The organism is Ensifer sp. VA4, assembly GCF_055710065.1.
In genome coordinates, this window is record NZ_JBVQPO010000014.1 from 175,817 (window position 1) to 194,215 (window position 18,399).

An 18,399-nucleotide genomic window follows, 5' to 3' on the forward strand; every position below is an offset into this window, starting at 1 on the left:
GAATAATAAATTTTACTTACCGGAAGCCACTGCGCAGAATGTTTCCCGAAGCCGATCACAACAGGGCAGCATCAAGATTGCCCGCCGCGCTTCCCCGGTTTTTCCAGGACTTCAGAGGAGAACTTCAATCATGAACAGACGCACGCTCCTTGTGCTTGCCGGCGCCGCTTCCGCTGTGCTTCCTACCATCGCTGCCGCTGAAACCCAACTGACCGTCTACACGGCGATCGAAGCCGTGGACCTCGATCGGTACAAGGCGACCTTCGAGAAGGCCCATCCGGACATCAAGATCAACTGGGTGCGCGACTCCACCGGCGTCATGACGGCCAAGCTTTTGGCCGAAAAGGACAATCCGCAGGCCGACGTCGTCTGGGGCCTGGCCGCCACATCGCTGCTGCTCCTGAAAACGGAAGGCATGCTGGAGCCTTACCAGCCTAAGGGTGTTGAGGTACTCGACAAGAAATTCGTCGACAAGGACACGCCGCCGAGTTGGGTCGGCATGGATGCCTATGTCGCAGCACTCTGCTACAACACGGTCGAGGGCGAAAAGCTCGGCCTCAAGGCGCCGACGAGCTGGGACGACCTGACAAAGCCGGAATACAAGGGCCACATCGTGATGCCGAATCCGGCGTCGTCTGGCACCGGGTTCCTCGACGTCTCGGGCTGGATGCAGATGTGGGGCGAGGAGAAGGCCTGGGGCTTCATGGACAAGCTCCACGAGAACATCTCTGCCTATACCCATTCCGGCTCCAAGCCTTGCAAGATGGCCGGCGCCGGCGAAGCGGTGATCGGCGTTTCCTTCGAGTTCCCGGGCGCCAAGGCCAGGAGCGCTGGTGCGCCGATCGACATCATCTTTCCTTCGGAAGGTTCGGGCTGGGAGGCTGAGGCGACGGCGATCATTGCCGGTACGGCAAATCTCGAAGCCGCCAAGACGCTCGTCGACTGGTCGGTCACCAAGGAAGCCAACGAGATGTACAATGCCGGCTATGCCGTCGTTGCCTATCCGGGTGTCGCCAAGCAGGTCGAGCACCTGCCGTCCGACATCGCCTCGAAGATGATCGACAACGACTTCGAATGGGCCGCCAACCATCGGGCGGCGATCCTGAAGGAATGGCAGAAGCGTTACGACGCCAAGTCGGAACCGAAGAGCTGAGCCTGATCGGCCGGGCGTAGCGCCTCGGCGCTACGCCCACCCGCATTCTCCCGAAATCCCTCAAGCAGCGGAGCTTGCAGATGAGGCATGCCCTGTCGATCGAACCGATGCCCACCAGCCGTCAGCGCCCCGCCGATCATGCGGAACCGGCGCCCTATCTGCAGATCTCGGATTTGTGGAAGACCTATGGCGACTTCATTGCGCTGCGCGACATATCGCTCAGCATCGCGAGGGGCGAATTCATCTGTTTCCTCGGCCCGTCCGGCTGCGGCAAAACGACGTTGTTGAGGGCAATTGCCGGCCTCGATCTGCAGACACGGGGCATCATCCTGCAGGATGGGCGCAATATCTCGACCCTGCCGGCCTCCAGCCGGGACTACGGCATCGTCTTCCAGTCCTACGCGCTCTTCCCGAACCTGACGATCGAACAGAACATCGCCTTTGGCCTGGAAAACACCGGCCGATCGAAGGCGGGGGTGGCAGCCCGTGTCGCTGAACTGCTGGAAATGGTCGGCCTTGCGGCCCATGGCAAGAAATATCCGGCGCAACTTTCCGGCGGCCAGCAGCAACGCATCGCGCTTGCCCGCGCGATCGCCATCTCACCCGGGCTCTTGCTGCTCGACGAGCCGCTCTCCGCGCTCGACGCCAAGGTCCGTGTGCACCTCCGTCACGAGATCAAGGCACTGCAGCGCAAACTCGGCGTGACGACCATCATGGTCACGCACGACCAGGAGGAGGCGCTCGCCATGGCGGACCGGATCGTCGTCATGAACCACGGCGTCATCGAACAGGTCGGCCCGCCCACCGAAATCTATCGCCATCCCGAAACGCTGTTCGTCGCCGACTTCATCGGCGAGACCAATCAGTTTCCCGCGAGCGTGCTACGCGACGGTGAGGTCGAGATCGGCCATTCGGCCTTCTGCTGCTCGACCGAGGATTTTTCGGCCGGTCATGCGGCCACGGCTGTCGTGCGTCCCGTCGACATCATCCCGCATGGTGCCGATGCGCATGCCGCTAACGCCAGCGACCGGCCGGCAACGCCGCAGAACCTGATCGATGCGGAGGTGCGGGAAATGGAATTCCTCGGCATGTTCTGGCGCACGCGCCTGACGGCACCTCGCCTCGGCGAGCGCACGCTCGTCGCCGATTTTTCCGTCAACGCCGTCAGGCGCCTCAGGATCGAAACGGGCGGCGCCATCCAGGTGGAGATCCCGCGGGAGCGCCTGCTGCTCTATCCGAGGGGTGCCTGACGATGAACATGGTCCTCGAAGCGCCTCATCTTCCCGTTATCGGCAAGCGGCTCCGGCAGGAGTCCTCCGGCGACGACCGCGTCAAGCTCGGCTTCATGGCGGTCATCGGGCTTTACCTGATCGTGGCGCTCGGTGCGCCGCTCTTCGTCATGCTGTCGAAGTCGCTGTCCACCCACCGGTTCGACCTTGCGGCCTTCGAGTTGCAGGTGAGCGACGAGACGGGCGCGAACTGGGGACCGGTCGTCAGTGCCGCGGACCTCAACCGGACGCTCGAAGCAGTGGCGGACAGCGAGCTTTCCAGCAGTTCCGACGGGCGGCTCGCCGCCACGACGTTCTTTCCGGAGTTCAAGTTCCGCAGTCCCGTTCACTACCGCATTCGCGGTACCACGGATGATGCAGCCTTCCTCGTCGGCTCCACCCTGGAAAAGGGGACGGAATGGCGCGAATACGATTCCGGCACGTTCCGGCGCGTCGTGCTGCGGCCGACGCGCAGCCTCGGCTTCGAGAACTTCGCGACCTATTTCTCGACACCGGCCCTTGCCCAGTCGATCTACAATTCGGTGCTGATGGCAGCGCTCAGCACCGTGTTCACAGTCTCGATCGCTTTTGCGCTCGCCTATGGGCTGACGCGAAGCTGCATGCCGCTGAAGGGCCTGTTTCGCGGCATCCTGACAATCCCGATCCTGGTGCCGTCGCTGTTGCCGGGCATAGCGTTGGTCTATCTCTTCGGCAATCAGGGCATCTTCAAGGATTGGCTGCTCGGCTATTCGATCTACGGGCCGATCGGCATCGTCATCGGCTCGATCTTCTTCACCCTGCCGCACGCCTTCCTGATCATCCTGACGGCGCTTTCCGTCGCCGATGCCCGACACTACGAGGCGGCCGCTTCTCTCAAAGCCAGCAAGTGGCGCACCTTCACCACCGTCACCGTGCCCGGCGCGCGCTATGGTATCGTGTCGGCGGCCTTCGTCGTCTTTACGCTGGTCATCACGGATTTCGGCCTGCCCAAGGTGATCGGCGGGCAATACGGCATGCTTGCCGTCGATATCTACAAGCAGGTGATCGGCCAGCAGAATTTCGAGATGGGGGCGGTCGTTTCCGTCATCCTGCTCGTGCCAGCCGTGCTTGCCTTTGTCGTCGATCGACATATGCAGAAGCGGCAAGTGGCACTTCTCTCGGCGCGCGCGGTACCCTATTCGCCGAAGCCCAACATGCGCATGGATGGGCTCTGCTTTGCCTTCGCCTGCCTCGTCAGCCTCTTCATTCTCAGCATGATCGCCATGTGCCAGATCGCGGCCGTCGTTAAGTTCTGGCCCTATGACCTGACGCTGACGACGAAGAACTTTGCCTTCGACCTGATGGACGGTGGCGGCTGGGCGGCCTATGGCAATTCGATCCGGCTCGCGCTGCTGACGGCGCTCTTCGGCTCGGTCGTCGTCTTTGCCGGCGCCTATATGGTCGAGAAGGCCGATGGCTTCCGCTTCGGCCGTGGCCTCTTTCATTTCCTGGCAATGATGCCGATGGCCGTGCCCGGCATGGTGCTCGGCCTTGCCTACATCTTCTTCTTCAACAACCCGGCCAATCCGCTGCACGCGATCTATGGCACGATGACGATCCTAGTCGTATCGACGGTGACGCATTTCTATACCGTCGCGCATCTGACGGCATTGACCGCGCTAAAGCAGATGGATCCGGAATTCGAATCCGTCGCCGCCTCCCTCAAGCAGCCGTTCCACCGGCTGTTCTTCCGCGTGACCGTGCCGGTCTGCCTTCCGGCGATCCTCAACATCGCGATCTATCTCTTCGTCAATGCGATGACGACGGTCTCGGCGGTGGTCTTTCTCTATGCGACGGACACCAAGCTTGCCTCGGTTGCGGTGCTGAACATGGACGATGCGGGCGACATCGCGCCGGCCGCCGCCATGGGCATGATGATCTTCTACACGAACGTCGTTGCCAAGCTCGTTCACGCGCTGATCGCCCGCGGCCTGCTGGCCCGCACCCAGGCTTGGCGATAGCCAATCGCGGCGGGTAGCCCCGCTCCAACAAGACTTTATCCCGAAGGAAGGCGCCATGGACGTGGCGCCTTTCAGGCCACCCGACGCTCTTCCTTCTCCATCCTCAACCCACCACCTTTATGAAGCCGCTCCATTTCGGCGATACGCGTGCGCTGCGGCGTGATGCCGTAGCGCTCCCGATAGGTGCGGGAAAAATGCGAGGCGGTGGAGAAGCCGCAGGCGACGGCGATCTCGATGACGGGAAGCGACGAGGTGAGCAGAAGGAGATGGGCGCGCTCCAGCCGCAGCTCGAGATAGTAGCGCGCTGGCGTGCGCCCCATTTCCCTTCGAAACAGGCGCTCCATCTGGCGTCGGGAAAGGCCGGTTGCCGGCGACATGTCGGCAAGTTTCAGTGGCTCGGCGAGGTTTGCCTGCATCTGCTCGATGATCCGGATCAGCAACGGGTTGTCGATGCCGAGGCGTGCCTGCAACGGAAGCCGCTGGCGTTCGCCCGTCTCGCGAAGCCGTTCGCAAAGCGCTGTCTCGCAGATGCGGTTGGTCACGTCCCGACCGAGGTCCGTTTCGATGATGCGCAGGAACATGTCGAACGGTGCGTTGCCGCCGGCACAGGTGTAAATGCTGCCGTCGATCTCAAACGCAGTTTGGTGCGCCTTGGCCGCGACGTACCGCTCCGAAAAATCCGGGAAATGTTCCCAGTGGACGGCGCAACGGCGCTCGTCGAGCAGGCCGGCGCGAGCCAGGCAGTAGACACCGCCGGCAAGCGCGGCGAGTGGCCGGTGGCTCCGCGCGCAAAGCCGAAGCCATGCGTCCAGCGCCCTGTCATCGGGCGGCTTTGCGCGGCCGCCACAGACGACGACGAACGGCGGTTCTCCGCCGCGATGCATACGACCACGCTCGTCCACGAGCGATCCCGTCGCAGCAATGCGTGTGCCGCAGGACGAGACCGCGGGATGACCATCCGCCGTTACAGATTGCCATCCGTACACCGGCCGACCTGCCACATCGTTCGCGAGGCGCAGCGCCTCGATCGCCGCGGAAAAGCCGTGCAGGGCAAAACCGTCGAGCAGATAGAAGATGAAGCGGCGGGCGCCCATGCTGGCCTGTTGCATTGTCACCTTCCTGATCGCGAAGCGACGGGTTGGAACGTGAGTGAAAGGAATAGTTACATTATGCAACATATAAGGACATCTCCAAGCGTATTCTTGTCGAGATATCGGCAAACCTGCGTGAACGCCGCTGATCTGAGCGCGAACGATCCCGCAAGGGCAGCGATGTTGCCGCTCGGCTTGCCAAAACGACAAAAATGAACACAGATAGCCATATGTCAGACTCGCAAAGCGCCCGAGCCCTTGCACCACGCCGTCACGGCGAAATCCTGCGACGCCTTGCTCAGGACGGCACGGTGAGCATCACCGAGCTTGCCGATTTCTTCGATGTTTCACGTCAGACGATCCGCCGGGATCTGAAGCTCCTTGCCGATCGCGGCCAGCTCGATCTCGTGCATGGCGGCGCCACCCTGTTTGAGCCGACGGAAGCGGCGTTCGTCGAGCGCCGGGAGGAAAATGCCGGGGCGAAGGCGGCGATCGGTCGTGCTGCCGCCGGCCTGGTGCGCGACGGCATGGTCGTCTTCCTTGACTCCGGCACGACGACGCTGGCGGTCGCCCATGCGCTGTCTGGGCGGAAAAACCTGACGATTTGCACGACTTCTCTGTCAATTGCGCTGCTGATGTGCCGGCAACCCCAAGTCCGCGTGCATATGCTTGGCGGTGAAATCGATCCGGACGAGGAGGCAGCTGTCGGCGTCGATGCGCTCGAAGCCATCGCTCACTTCCGCGTCGACGTTGCGTTCCTTGGCGGTGGCGGACTGTCGCCGGATGGCGAGGTGACCGACTTTACCCGCAATGGCGCCGAGCAGCGCTCCCGGATGGTGGCGACGGCTGCCAAGGCCTATTTCGTGCTCGACAGTTCCAAGTTCGGACGGCTGACGCCGCTGCGCATCCCGCGGTTCGAGGCTGCCGCCGGGGTGATCGTTGATCGTCGTCCGCCGGAGGCGATCCGTGAGGCACTGGAGCGCAAGGGGCCGGTTCTGATCGTCGCGGAATAGGAAGATGTAATGTTTTGTAACATTTTGTCTTGTCCTTTGGCGGCTTTTTGTTACCGTATGACCTTCCATGGTTTCGGGAGGTCGTTTCATGGCGCAGGAATTTCCAACACAAGCCCAGGTCGTCATCGTCGGTGGCGGTATTATCGGTTGCTCGGTCGCCTATCATCTGACCAAGCTCGGCTGGCGCGATGTCGTTCTTCTGGAGCAGGGGCAACTGAGCGGCGGCACCACCTGGCACGCGGCGGGCCTGGTCGGGCAGTTGCGCAGCCAGGCCAATATGACGGGTCTCATCAAATATTCGACCAAGCTCTATAGCGAGCTGGAAGCGGAGACGGGTCTGGCGACAGGCTGGAAGAATTGCGGCTCCCTCTCCGTCGCGCGCTCGGTGGACCGCATGACGGTGCTGAAACGCACCGCTGCTTCGGCACGCGCGCAGGGTGTTGAGATCGAGGTGATCTCGCCGAGGGAGGCGCAGGATCTGTGGCCGGTCATGGCGATTGACGACCTCGTCGGCGCCGTCTGGCTGCCGGGCGACGGCAAGGCCAATCCGACCGATCTCACGCAATCGCTCGCCAGGGGCGCACGCAGTCGCGGCGCGCGCATTTTCGAACGCGTTCGGGTCACCGGCATTTCCGTCCACAACGGCGCCGTCACGGGCGTGGAAACCGACCGTGGGGCCATCACCGCCGAGATCGTCGTCAACTGTGCGGGTCAGTGGGCGCGCAAGGTCGGCCAGATGTGCGGTGTTGCCGTGCCGCTGCACTCGGCCGAACACATGTACATCGTCACAGGCCGGATTGACGGCGTGCATCCCGATCTGCCGGTCATGCGCGATCCCGATGGTTACATCTACTTCAAGGAGGAGGTCGGCGGTCTGGTCATGGGCGGGTTCGAGCCGGAGGCCAAACCCTGGGGCATGGCGGGCATTCCCGACGATTTCGAGTTCGCTCTGCTGCCGGACGATTGGGACCAGTTCGAAATTCTCATGCACAACGCGCTGCAGCGCGTGCCGCAGCTGGCGACCTCGGAGGTGAAGAAGTTCTACAATGGCCCGGAGAGCTTCACCCCGGACAACAATTTCATTCTGGGCGAGGCGCCCGAGCTGAGGAACTTCTTTGTCGGCGCCGGCTTCAATTCGATGGGCATCGCCAGCGCCGGCGGGGCAGGGCGCGCGTTGGCCGAGTGGATCGTCAACCGCGCCCCGACCATGGATCTCTGGCCCGTCGATATCCGCCGTTTCGCGAGCTTCAACAACAACCCGCGCTGGCTGCACGATCGCGTCAAGGAGACACTCGGCTTGCATTATGCGATGCCCTGGCCAAACAGGGAGCTCGATACGGCGCGTCCGTTCCGCCGGTCGCCGCTCTATGATCGGCTCGCCGCCAAGAGGGCCTGCTTCGGCTCGAAGATGGGATGGGAGCGAGCCAACTGGTTTGCCGCCGAGGGTGAAAGACCCGTGACGGAATACGCCTTTGGCCGGCAGAATTGGCACGAGGCGGTAAAGCGCGAGATGAAAGCGACGCGCGAGGCAGCCGGCATTTTCGACCAGACCTCCTTCGCCAAGCTGCTGGTCCAGGGGCGCGATGCGGTGACGTCACTCAATCGCATCTGTGCAGCCGAGGTCGACGTGGAGATCGGCCGCTCCGTCTATACCGGCCTCCTGAATGAGCGAGGCGGATATGAGAGCGACCTGACGGTGATGCGCCTTGCCGCCGACCGCTTCCTGCTGATTACCGGATCGGCGCAGGCGGTGCATGACGCGGACTGGATCCGCAAGAACGTTGCCGCTGACGCCCATGTGACGCTCACCGATGTCACCTCCGCCTATGCGGTTCTCGCCCTGATGGGGCCGAAGTCGCGCGATGTACTCTGGCGCCTCACCTCCGCGGATCTCTCGAACGAGGGCTTTCCCTTCGCCACGATCCGCGAAATCGATATCGGCTACGCCACCGCCTATGCCAACCGCATGACCTATGTCGGCGAACTCGGGTGGGAACTGATCGTACCGACGGAATTCGCGGTCGGCGTCTACGAGGCATTGCACGCGGCGGGCCGTGATTTCGGGCTCACCGATTGCGGCTACTATGCCTTGGAGGCGCTCCGGCTGGAGAAGGGCTACCGTGCCTGGAGCCGCGAACTCACGCCGGACGTCAATCCTTGCGAAGCGGGGCTCTCCTTTGCGGTGGCTGTCGACAAGGCTGGGGGCTTCATCGGCCGGGAGGCCTATCTTGCCGCAAAGGCGAAGGGCTCACCCTCCCGCCGCATCCTTCAATTTACCGTGGATGATCCCTTGCCCATGCTCTGGGGTGGCGAGTTGATCCTTCGGGATGGAAAGCCCGTTGGCGAGGTGCGCTCGGCGGCCTACGGTCATACCCTTGGTCGCTCGGTGGCGCTGGCACTGATCGAACATGCGGCTGGTGTGGACCGGGCCTTCGTGAAGTCCGGCCGCTTCGAGGTCGAACTCGCCGGCGACCGTTTCCCGGTCACTGCGCACCTTACTGCGGCCTATGATCCGAAAGCGGTCCGGGTGAAAGGCTAGTGATCGTGTCGGCCGCAGGCGCTTCGCGTGGGCTACGGCCGCCGCCGTCAACGATGGGTGCGCACACTTTCGACAATGGCGCGCGCCAGCGTCTCGGCGGCGCGCGACGGTTTGTTGCGTGGGTGAGCGATGTGGAACATGTCCTCGAAGGCCATACGCTCGGGCACCAGCAGCCGAAGGCGGCCGCTGCGCACCCATTCCTCGGCGTAATGATCAGGCAGGAAGCCGATATAGGCGCCGGAGAGGAGAAGCAGCAGCGTTCCCTCCATATGCGGCGTGGCTGCCGCCCAGCGGAAGTTCACGCCGCAAATCGTCTCGTTCAGCATATAGGTGCGGCCAGCGAAGGACTGTGCCTCCAGAAGCTCCGTCGTGATTGCCGCATCCGCCACGCCGAAGAGCGGGTGGCCTTGCGCGCAATAGAGTTTCTGAACCTCGGAAAAGACCGGCTGGGTACGGAAATGCGGGGTGACGCTGCCGACCGATGGCATCAGCACGATCTGATAGCCGCCGCTCAGCAGCCCCTGCTGCAGGAGTTGCGGCGCGGCGACGTCGATTTCGAGATGCACGCGCGGCGCCTGCCGATGGAAGGCGGCAAGGGCGCCCTGAAGATCGAGATCCCTGTTGGTGATCATCGCATCCACGGTGCCGAAGGTCAGGCTGCCGGTCAGCTCGCCTTGCGCCTCGCCGACGCGGCTTTGGAACTTCTCCAGCGATCCGAAGAGTTCCAGCGTCGCCTCATAGACGAGGCGCCCCTCGTCCGTCAGCAGGAAGCCGCTGCGCCCGCGGCTGCAGAGCCGCAAGCCCAGGCGATCCTCGAGATGGCGCATATGGGTGGAGATCGTTGCCTGCGTCATTCCAAGCGCGGTTTGCGCGGAGGAGAAGCCGCCATACTGGACGACGGAGGCAAAGACGCGCAGCAGCCTGAGCTCCGTGTCGCCGAGCGACAGATTGAGAACGCGGTGTCGAACCTTGTTGATCATGCATCGATTAAGTCACAACTAAACATCCAATCATAGATATTTTTAAAGGTATCGACCTTCCGCACACTCCTTCACCTGTGGAGGAGAGACATGGCGAGCAATTCCTACGAAACCGGGCGACTGAACCTGCCGTTTGTCGGCATCTGCACCTTCGGCAAATATTCCTATCAGCCGGATTGGGACGCGATCGACGCCGACGTCGCGATCCTGGGTGCGCCCTTCGACTGCGGCACGCAATGGCGTGCCGGCACCCGTTTCGGACCGCGCGCCATCCGCGAGGCCTCGACCTTGTTTTCCTTTGGCCACGGCGGCGCCTATGACCACGAAGACGACGTCACCTACCTGCCGAATGACAAGGTTTCGATCGTCGATATCGGCGACGCCGACATCGTGCATACCGACACGATGAAGAGCCACGCCAATATCGAATTCGGCGTGCGCAAGATCCTGGCCGCGGGTGCGTTGCCGGTGGTGCTGGGCGGCGACCATTCCGTCAACATTCCTTGCATCAATGCGTTCGCTGAGGACTGCGCCCGGAACGGTCCGATCCATATCGTCCAGATCGACGCGCATCTCGATTTCGTCGACGAGCGCCATGGGGTTCGCTACGGCCACGGCAACCCCATGCGCCGGGCAGCGGAAAAATCCTATGTCAGCGGGCTTTCGCAACTCGGCATCCGCAACGTCTCCTCGACCGCGAAGGAGGGGTATGAGGATGCCCGCGCCATGGGCTCGGACATCCTCTCGGTGCGCCAGATCCGCGCGTTGGGAACGGAGGCTGTCGCCGCCCGCGTACCGGCGGGCGTCCGCTACTATGTCACCATCGACATCGATGGCTTTGATCCTTCGATCGCACCCGGCACCGGCACGCCGTCGCATGGCGGCTTCGTCTACTACGAAGTGCTGGAGATCCTTGCGGCACTTGCCAAGCGCGGCACGATCGTCGGTATCGACCTGGTCGAGGTTGCGCCGGACTACGATCATTCCGGTTCCACGTCGGTCCTCGCCGCACAGGTGCTGATGAACCTGATCGGCCGCGTTATGCACGCGAAGAGGGGCTGAGACCATGGGGCGCATTCGTTACGATTTTTCCGGCGAACACGTGCTGGTGACCGGCGCGAGCCGCGGCATCGGCCGTGCTGTGGCCGAGGGGTTTGCCGCTGCCGGAGCCGAAGTGACGATCCTCTCCTCCGGCGCCGGCATCCATGCGGCAGCCCGCGAAATGTCGGCTCGTTTCGGCCGCAGGATCGCGGCGCTCGAATGCGACATCACCGACAGCGCCGCGGTGAAGGCGACACTTGCGCCGCTTGGGCGGATCGACGTTCTCGTCAACAATGCCGGGCTGGAGCGCATCACGCCACTAACCGAAGAAGGGGATGCCGTCGAGGACACGTTCCGCCGCATCACGGATATCAACACCAACGGCACCTTCTACGTCACCCGCCGCGCGGTGCCGCATATGGCCGCCGGCGGCCGTATTGTCGTCACCGCGTCGATCTGGAGCCGGGTCGCGGTGCCGGAGTTCTCCGCCTATATCGCCTCCAAGCATGCCAACCTCGGCTTTACCCGCGTGATGGCGAAGGAACTCGCCGGCAAGGGGATCCGCGTCAACGCCGTCTGTCCGGGCTGGGTGCGCACAGAGGCAGCGATGTTGTCGCTGAAGAACATGTCGTTGCGCACCGGGCGCAGCGAAGAAAATCTCCTGGCCGAGATCGTCGGCGCGCAGGTTCTGCCGGGACTGCTCGAGCCGGAGGATCTGGCCGCCCCCTATCTCTTCCTCGCCTCTGACGGTGCCAAGGATATGACGGGCCAGGCGCTGATGCTCGACCGCGGCGAGGTGATGGCATGAGCACGCGTGTTCTCATCACCGGCGCCCATCGTGGCATCGGCGCCGCCTGTGCGCTGGCTTTCGCCGCGTCCGGCGCGCGCGTTGCGCTTGCCGACATCCGCAAACCTGAGGAGACCGCGGCGGCGGCCGCACGGGCAGGAGCGACCGAGGCGCTCACGCTCGCCTGCGATGTTTCTGACGAAGGCGCCGTCGCCGCCGTCGGCGAGGCGCTGCGGCGGACGTTCGGCGGACTGGATGTCGTCGTTCACTGCGCCGGCGTCATCCACGAGGCGCCGCTACTCGAAACGCCGGTTGCCGATTTCGACCGGGTAATTGCCGTCAACCTGCGCGGCAGCTTCCTCGTCGGCAAAATGGCGCTCGGGCTGATGAACGGAACGGCCGAAGCGCCGGCCCGGCTGATCATGATCGCTTCCGACATGGCCTATTACGGCCGCGAGACGTTCTCGCCCTATGTCGCCTCGAAACACGGCGTGCTCGGCCTGGTGCGTTCCTGGGCGAAGGAGTTCGCGCCACGCGTCCTCGTCAACGCCATCTGCCCAGGTCCGATCGATACGGAGATGCTGGGTGTCGCCCATATGAGCGCGGAATGGCGCGCTCGGGAGTTGGCGATCCCGCTTGCCCGCTTCGGCAAGCCGGAGGAGATCGGTGAACTCGCGCTGTTCCTTGCCGGGTCCGCAGGACGCTACTTCACCGGTCAGGGGATCGGCAGCAACGGCGGGAGCATCATGCCATGATCCGCAACCCCATCCCCTGGCCGAATGGCGCCAAGTGCGCCGCCTCTATCACCTTCGACATGGATGCCGACAGCCTCATCCATATCGCCCATCCCGAGGATGGCCATAGCCGCGTCTCGGCGATTTCGATGCTGCAATACGGGCCGAAGGTGGCGATCCCGCGCATCGTCGAGAGCTACCGGCAACTTGGGATCAAACAGACGTTCTTCGTTCCTGCCTGGTGCATCGAGCAATATCCGCAAGCGATCGAGGCGATCCTCGAAGGCGGTCACGAGCTTGCTCATCACGGCTTCCTGCACGAACACCCGCGCGAGCTTTCCGATGACGAAGAGGCTTGCTGGCTCGATCGTGGCATCGCGGTGATCTTGAAAGCGAGCGGCAAGCGGCCGCGTGGCTGGCGGGCACCGCTCTACAATTTCTCCCATCGCTCCGCCGATCTCCTGGTGTCGCGTGGCTTTGAGTATGACGCCTCGCTGATGGGCGACGATATTCCCTACCTCCTCGAGTGCGATGCCGGGCGCCTCGTCGAACTTCCTTCGCATTGGGGTCTCGACGATTGGCCGCAATACGTCCAGTCGATGGACCTCGACTACATGATGCCGATCCGGGCGCCGGAACAGGGCTTTGCCGCCTTTGCGCAGGAGTTCGAGACCGCCTATCGCCATGGCGCGCTCTGGGTGCCGGTCGTCCATCCGTTTGCCACCGGCCGTCTGGCCCGCTGGGAGGTGGTGCACCGCTTTCTCGAACAGGTTCTCACACGCGGCGACGTCTGGTTCGCGCCGATGGAGGAGATTGCCGCCCATGTGCGGCGCGTTGTCGAAAACGGCAGCTGGTCGCCGAGGATCGACCGGCTGCCCTTCTATTCCGAGCCCGTGCGGGTTCGGTAGCCGGAAGCGGGTTCGCCCGCTCCCGAAGATCGGCGGCTGATGGAGCCGCGACTGTCTTCGCGGGAAAGACGCCAAAAGGCGCGACGCGAAAAGGGGAACGACAATGGAACACAACGATATCGCCTGGCAGAGCGAACTGTCTCGGCGCGCCCGCATCTATGAGGACATCGAGGCTGGAGACCGCTTCGAGGGCAGGATGACCAAGCTCGACTACACCGGCATGACCGTGCTGACGCTGCTGCTGGTTGTCGGCTTCTGGTTCTGGGGGGCGTGAGATGACCGATCACGTTGCACTGGGCCGGCTGGCATCCGTCGAAACCGAACAGGCAGAGGCGGCGCGCAACCGCGCCGCCGCCGAGCGCGGCGATGCGCCGCTGCTGCCATCCGAAAGGCTCTGGGGCTTTTGGGAGTTCACCTATGCCAACTCCGCGCTGGCGATTGCCACCTGGGCCTTTCTGATCGGCGGCTCCGTCGGTCTTTTCGTCGGGCCGAAGGAGGGCATCGCCGCCATCGTCATCGGCAACATCGTCGGCGTCGTTCTGACCGCGCTCGCCACGACAACCATGTCGGGCCGCTACGGTGTCGAGCAATTCGTCGCGCTGCGCAGCCAATTCGGCTACAACGGCAGCCGCGTCGTCTATGTGCTTGCCGTGGTCGTGCTGACCATGGGTTGGCTCGCCGTCCTTGCCATGATGTTCGGCCGCTCGATTGACGGCCTGATGGCGCTCAGCGCCAACGAAGCGGCCAACCCGACCGGCACCAAGATGATCGTCGCCGCCATTGGCGCCATCCTTCTCACCTGGTTCATCGTCGCCAAGGGGCCGACCTCGATCAAGTTCTTCAACATGGTCGTTTCGCCGGCGCTGGTGCTGTTGATGGTGGCGATGCTCTACCTCATCCTCAGCCACCATTCGATCGGCGAGCTTCTGGCACTTCCCGCGCTCGCGCCGCCCTTCGAGGACAAGACGCTGAACTTCGTCGTCGCGGTCGAGGTCAATCTCGCCGCCGGCTTCTCGTGGTGGCCCTATATCGGCAACCTGGCGCGGCTGACGAAGAGCGAGCGCACCGCCTTCTGGCCAAACATTCTCGGCATCTTCGGTGCGGCTGCACTTGGCGAAATCGTCGGTCTGCTTGCGGCGGTTGCGCTCGGTGAAAGCGATCCGACCATCTGGATGACGAAGATCGCCGGCCCGATGATCGGCATCGTGGCGCTGCTCTTTGTCGCTTTCGCCAACATGACCTCTATGGCGAACATCCTCTACACGTCCATTGTCGGCCTCAGGCAGGTCGGTACGGCGTCGGTGCGCGCGATTTCCTGGGGCACGATCCTGTTCCTCTTCTGCCTCATCCCGTTCGGGCTCGTGATCTTCTACCCGCAGATGTACGACGGCTTCTTCATCTTCCTGGTATGGACCTCGGCGCTGAACTCCGCACTCGCCGGCATCGGCATCGCCGATTACTTCTTCCTGCGTGGCCAGAAGCTCGACATGCGCAGCCTGCACGGGCCGCAGGAAAACGGACCTTACCGCTTCTGCGCGGGCTTCAACCCCATCGGGCTCTTCGCTCTTGCGGTCGGCTTCATCGTCTATGTCGCCGTCTTCAACCCGCAGACGCTCGCGAGCCTGCCGGCCTTCAAATACCTGACCGCCTCCGTGCCGTCCTGCCTTGCGGCAGGTGCCGTGCACTACGTGCTGACCCGGCTCTTCGCCCGCGGCCGTGGCTGGGGCCAATACCCGTGACACCGGAGATCACCGCCATGAGCGACAGATACGATTACATCATCATCGGCGCAGGGTCGGCCGGCTGCGTGCTTGCCAACCGCCTGTCGGAGGATCCGTCCACCAGGGTACTCGTGCTGGAATTCGGCGGCAGCGACAAGTCGATCTTCATCCAGATGCCGACGGCGCTATCCATTCCGATGAACGGAACGAAGTACAACTGGAAATACATGACCCTGCCGGAACCCGGTCTCGACGGCCGCCGGGTGCATTGTCCGCGCGGCAAGGTGATCGGCGGTTCGTCGTCGATCAACGGTCTCGTCTACATGCGTGGCCATGCTCGGGACTTCGACGAGTGGGAGGAACTGGGCGCGCGCGGCTGGCGCTATGCCAATTGCCTGCCCTATTTCCAGCGGGCCGAAAGCTGGCAGGACGGCGGGGACAGCTATCGCGGCGCCTCCGGGCCGCTTGCGACCAATGCCGGCAACAAGATGAAAAACCCGCTCTACCGCGCTTTCGTCGATGCCGGTCGCGAGGCGGGCTACATCGCCACCGACGATCCGAACGGATACATGCAGGAAGGCTTCGGGCCGATGCACATGACCGTGAAGAACGGCGTGCGCTGGTCGACGGCCAATGCCTATCTGAAGCCGGCGATGGACCGGCCGAACCTCACCGTGGTCACGCATGCCATGACACGAAGGGTGTTGCTCGAAGGCAAGCGCGCCGTCGGCGTCGAATACGAACTTGCTGGCGAACGTGTTGTTGCACGGGCGAACCGCGAAGTGCTCATCTCCTCCGGGCCGATCGGATCGCCCCACCTGTTGCAGCGCTCCGGCATCGGCCCGGCGCCGGTTCTGCAACAGGCGGGCGTCGCGGTGTTGCACGATCTGCCGGGTGTCGGGGAGAACCTGCAGGATCATTCCGAGGTCTATATCCAATATGCCTGCAAGGAGCCGATCACGCTCAATGGCAAGATGGGGCTTTTGAGCAAGGCCTTGATCGGCGCCGAATGGCTGTTGCTCAAGAAGGGGCTCTCGGTCTCGAACCACTTCGAAAGCGGCGGCTTCATTCGTTCCGACGCCTCGCTTCAGTGGCCTGATGTTCAGTTCCACTTCCTGCCGGCGGCGATGCGCTACGACGGCAAGAAGCCGCTCGATGGCCATGGCTTCATGGTACTGACCGGACCGAACAAGCCGAAGAGTCGGGGCTATGTGCGGCTACGCTCTCCCGAAGCGCATGAACAGCCGGATATCCTCTTCAACTATCTCGACCGCGAAGAGGACCGCGAAGGGTTCCGCCGCTGCCTGCGGCTGACGCGCGAGATCATCGCCCAGCCGGCCTTCGACCGTTTCCGGGGCGAGGAGATCGCCCCGGGGGCGAATGTTCGCACGAATGACGAGATCGACGCCTGGGTGCGTGAGACCATGGAGAGCACCTATCACCCCTGCGGCTCCTGCCGGATGGGCGAGGATGGAATGGCGGTCGTCGATAGCGAGCTCAAGGTGCGCGGCATCGAAGGTTTGCGGGTCATCGACAGTTCCGTCTTTCCGTCAGAGCCGAACGCCAATCTCAATGCGCCGACGATCATGCTGGCGGAGCGGGCCTCCGACATGGTGCGTGGCAAGCCGCTGCTCGCGGCCTCCAACGCGGAAGTCGGTGTTGCACCGGGTGTCGGCGTAACGCAGCGTAGTGGCAAGCCGCTGCGCGCCGTCCGACAATGACGTCAGAGAAGGCGGTGCGGCATGTTGCGGGGTATCGGTTATGTGGTGGCCCGGCGAGCTCGCGGCGATAGGCAAGAGCCGAACGAATGGGCTTTGGCGGTCGAGAAGCTCCTCAACCGCCTGATCTCCCGATGTGGCCTTCCTTTCGCGCGATCGCCTCGGCCAGCCGAAGAAGAAGAGGTCTCATCCGATCCGCCGGAACGCCGGCATAGCCGAGAATGAGCGCGTTCGACCACCTTATTTACCCGTCCAAGGGTTGACGATCACCAAACCGACACCCTCGAAATCCGAAACATTCCGGGTTGCCAGCGCGGCGCCGCGGGAGAGGGCGATCGAGGCGATCTGCGCGTCGAACTGACTAATCGGGCGACCGGCCTTGCGCCGCTCAGTTGCAATTAAACCGTAAACGTCGGCGGCCTCCCGATCGAACGGCAGGACACGACCGGCGAGATCTTGCGCAAAGATCGGCAAGATTGCCGCTTCAAGGTCGCGCCGGCGGCGCCCATCGGGAAGCAGGCGTAGACCGTATAGGATCGGCTTCGGTGATCGTGGTCGTGAAGACCGCGGCCGAAGGCTGTTCCGCAGGCCAGTCGACAACCGCGGGCTCCGGAGCCGGCAATAGCAGTTCGGTATGATGTTTGTGTCGAAAACGATCATAGGGCGGAGAAATGCGGAACGTCACGGATCGGTTCGCGCGCGGGAAGTTCCAGTTCGACGCCGCCAAGCGGCTGTAAACGGGCGCGGATAGCGCCAGCGAGGTTTCCCGCTGTTGCCTCCTGCTGCGCCAACACCATTTTCAAGATGTCGCGTACCTCGTCTTCCATCGAACGGCCGTGGGTCGCCGCGCGGACGCGCAACCTCTGTTTCATCCGATCGTCGATGTTGTGAATGGTAATGCTGGCCATGTTGAACGCCTCCATTAGTCATTGATTGCATAGAATGCATTGATGGCCAATTTTCAATCGGACTCACAGCCGTGCGCGGCATCGAAGGTTTGCCGGTCATAGACAGTTCCGTCTTCCCGTCCGAGCCGAACGCCCAATACATCCCACCGTAGCGCTTCAGCCGTGCGGCTCATTGAGCAGATTGTCGTTGGGCGAGCGGCAACGCGCCGGCGGCTGGTTGCCGAGGGCCGCCACCCCGCCGAACGCGCGTAGAATAGGCGGTTGGGTTAGCTGGGCCTGGGAGTTACTCGTCCGTGTCGACCGGAGAAAACAGCTCGTCGATGTCGCGGTGTCCCTCGATGATGTTGACTACCTCAAAACGTTCGTCGACATAGCGGAAGAAGATGACGTATCCCTTGAACGCCGAGCTGCGGATATCGGGACGCAATTCCGGCCGTGCTCGGCCGAGGGTGCCGGGGAGGTCGGCCAGTGTCCGGCATTTTTGCCGGAGTTCCCCGACAAAGCGACGGCCGACGACCAAGCTAGGTGATGTATTCGA

At 63.1% G+C, this 18,399-nt stretch carries 16 protein-coding genes and 1 pseudogene; 12 read left to right on the forward strand and 5 right to left on the reverse strand.

The genetic code is table 11. The annotated features are described in order from the left end of the window. Positions 1–130 precede the first annotated feature (130 nt). The 3 genes from AC0C6X_RS24390 (at position 131) to AC0C6X_RS24400 (ending at position 4,421) form a co-directional block, all read left to right on the forward strand. Positions 131–1,153 (forward strand): putative 2-aminoethylphosphonate ABC transporter substrate-binding protein, encoded by a 1,023-nt coding sequence (locus AC0C6X_RS24390; RefSeq protein ID WP_472955656.1) that lies wholly within the window; start codon positions 131–133, stop codon positions 1,151–1,153. 80 nt (positions 1,154–1,233) lie between these two features. Continuing rightward, a complete protein-coding gene (locus AC0C6X_RS24395) occupies positions 1,234–2,403 on the forward strand; it encodes a putative 2-aminoethylphosphonate ABC transporter ATP-binding protein (protein WP_472955658.1) in 1,170 nt (389 codons plus the stop codon). 8 nt (positions 2,404–2,411) lie between these two features. Then, entirely contained in the window at positions 2,412–4,421 is a 2,010-nt protein-coding gene (locus tag AC0C6X_RS24400) for a putative 2-aminoethylphosphonate ABC transporter permease subunit (RefSeq protein WP_472955754.1), read from the forward strand. A gap of 71 nt (positions 4,422–4,492) precedes the next feature. Here the strand turns inward: AC0C6X_RS24400 and AC0C6X_RS24405 are convergent, their stop codons facing one another. Next, entirely contained in the window at positions 4,493–5,530 is a 1,038-nt protein-coding gene (locus tag AC0C6X_RS24405; protein WP_472955660.1) for a GlxA family transcriptional regulator, read from the reverse strand. A gap of 212 nt (positions 5,531–5,742) precedes the next feature. On the opposite strand from AC0C6X_RS24405, the gene AC0C6X_RS24410 reads away from it, so the two are divergent. Together AC0C6X_RS24410 and AC0C6X_RS24415 are read left to right on the forward strand one after the other, a co-directional pair. Then, complete coding sequence (locus AC0C6X_RS24410; protein ID WP_472955663.1) at positions 5,743–6,525, forward strand: DeoR/GlpR family DNA-binding transcription regulator; 783 nt, start codon at positions 5,743–5,745, stop codon at positions 6,523–6,525. Positions 6,526–6,613: 88 nt separating this feature from the next. Further along, the gene (locus tag AC0C6X_RS24415) at positions 6,614–9,064 is read left to right on the forward strand and encodes a GcvT family protein (protein WP_472955666.1); all 2,451 of its coding nucleotides are present in this window, start codon (positions 6,614–6,616) and stop codon (positions 9,062–9,064) included. 47 nt (positions 9,065–9,111) lie between these two features. Here the strand turns inward: AC0C6X_RS24415 and AC0C6X_RS24420 are convergent, their stop codons facing one another. Further along, positions 9,112–10,044 carry a LysR family transcriptional regulator gene (locus AC0C6X_RS24420; RefSeq protein ID WP_247959960.1) on the reverse strand — a complete coding sequence of 311 codons (933 nt, stop codon included), beginning with the start codon at positions 10,042–10,044 and terminating at the stop codon, positions 9,112–9,114. A 90-nt stretch (positions 10,045–10,134) separates the two neighbouring features. Between AC0C6X_RS24420 and speB the strand changes: the two genes are divergently transcribed. The 7 genes from speB to betA all read left to right on the forward strand — a co-directional run bounded on the left by speB (position 10,135) and on the right by betA (position 16,956). Beyond that, positions 10,135–11,106: an agmatinase gene (gene speB, locus AC0C6X_RS24425; RefSeq protein ID WP_472955668.1), complete on the forward strand. Its 972-nt coding sequence runs from the start codon at positions 10,135–10,137 to the stop codon at positions 11,104–11,106. Between the two features lie 4 nt (positions 11,107–11,110). After that, positions 11,111–11,893: an SDR family NAD(P)-dependent oxidoreductase gene (locus tag AC0C6X_RS24430; protein ID WP_472955670.1), complete on the forward strand. Its 783-nt coding sequence runs from the start codon at positions 11,111–11,113 to the stop codon at positions 11,891–11,893. Beyond that, entirely contained in the window at positions 11,890–12,627 is a 738-nt protein-coding gene (locus AC0C6X_RS24435) for an SDR family NAD(P)-dependent oxidoreductase (RefSeq protein ID WP_247959963.1), read from the forward strand. Before AC0C6X_RS24430 ends, AC0C6X_RS24435 begins: the two co-directional genes overlap by 4 nt. Further along, positions 12,624–13,514 (forward strand): polysaccharide deacetylase family protein, encoded by an 891-nt coding sequence (locus AC0C6X_RS24440; protein ID WP_472955673.1) that lies wholly within the window; start codon positions 12,624–12,626, stop codon positions 13,512–13,514. Before AC0C6X_RS24435 ends, AC0C6X_RS24440 begins: the two co-directional genes overlap by 4 nt. Before the next feature lie 103 nt (positions 13,515–13,617). Beyond that, positions 13,618–13,788 (forward strand): hypothetical protein, encoded by a 171-nt coding sequence (locus tag AC0C6X_RS24445; RefSeq protein ID WP_247959965.1) that lies wholly within the window; start codon positions 13,618–13,620, stop codon positions 13,786–13,788. Position 13,789: 1 nt separating this feature from the next. After that, positions 13,790–15,253 (forward strand): purine-cytosine permease family protein, encoded by a 1,464-nt coding sequence (locus AC0C6X_RS24450; RefSeq protein WP_472955676.1) that lies wholly within the window; start codon positions 13,790–13,792, stop codon positions 15,251–15,253. A 17-nt stretch (positions 15,254–15,270) separates the two neighbouring features. Further along, positions 15,271–16,956, forward strand: coding sequence for a choline dehydrogenase (gene betA, locus AC0C6X_RS24455; RefSeq protein ID WP_472955678.1), 1,686 nt, complete (start codon positions 15,271–15,273; stop codon positions 16,954–16,956). 237 nt (positions 16,957–17,193) lie between these two features. Here betA and AC0C6X_RS24460 read toward each other — a convergent pair. The 3 genes and pseudogenes from AC0C6X_RS24460 to AC0C6X_RS24470 all read right to left on the reverse strand — a co-directional run bounded on the left by AC0C6X_RS24460 (position 17,194) and on the right by AC0C6X_RS24470 (position 18,381). After that, a pseudogene (locus tag AC0C6X_RS24460) lies at positions 17,194–17,613 on the reverse strand (PIN domain-containing protein). Further along, the gene (locus tag AC0C6X_RS24465; protein ID WP_334196734.1) at positions 17,610–17,861 is read right to left on the reverse strand and encodes a FitA-like ribbon-helix-helix domain-containing protein; all 252 of its coding nucleotides are present in this window, start codon (positions 17,859–17,861) and stop codon (positions 17,610–17,612) included. Before AC0C6X_RS24465 ends, AC0C6X_RS24460 begins: the two are co-directional and overlap by 4 nt. 283 nt (positions 17,862–18,144) lie before the next feature. Continuing rightward, positions 18,145–18,381, reverse strand: coding sequence for a type II toxin-antitoxin system RelE/ParE family toxin (locus AC0C6X_RS24470; RefSeq protein WP_334196733.1), 237 nt, complete (start codon positions 18,379–18,381; stop codon positions 18,145–18,147). Positions 18,382–18,399 lie beyond the last annotated feature (18 nt).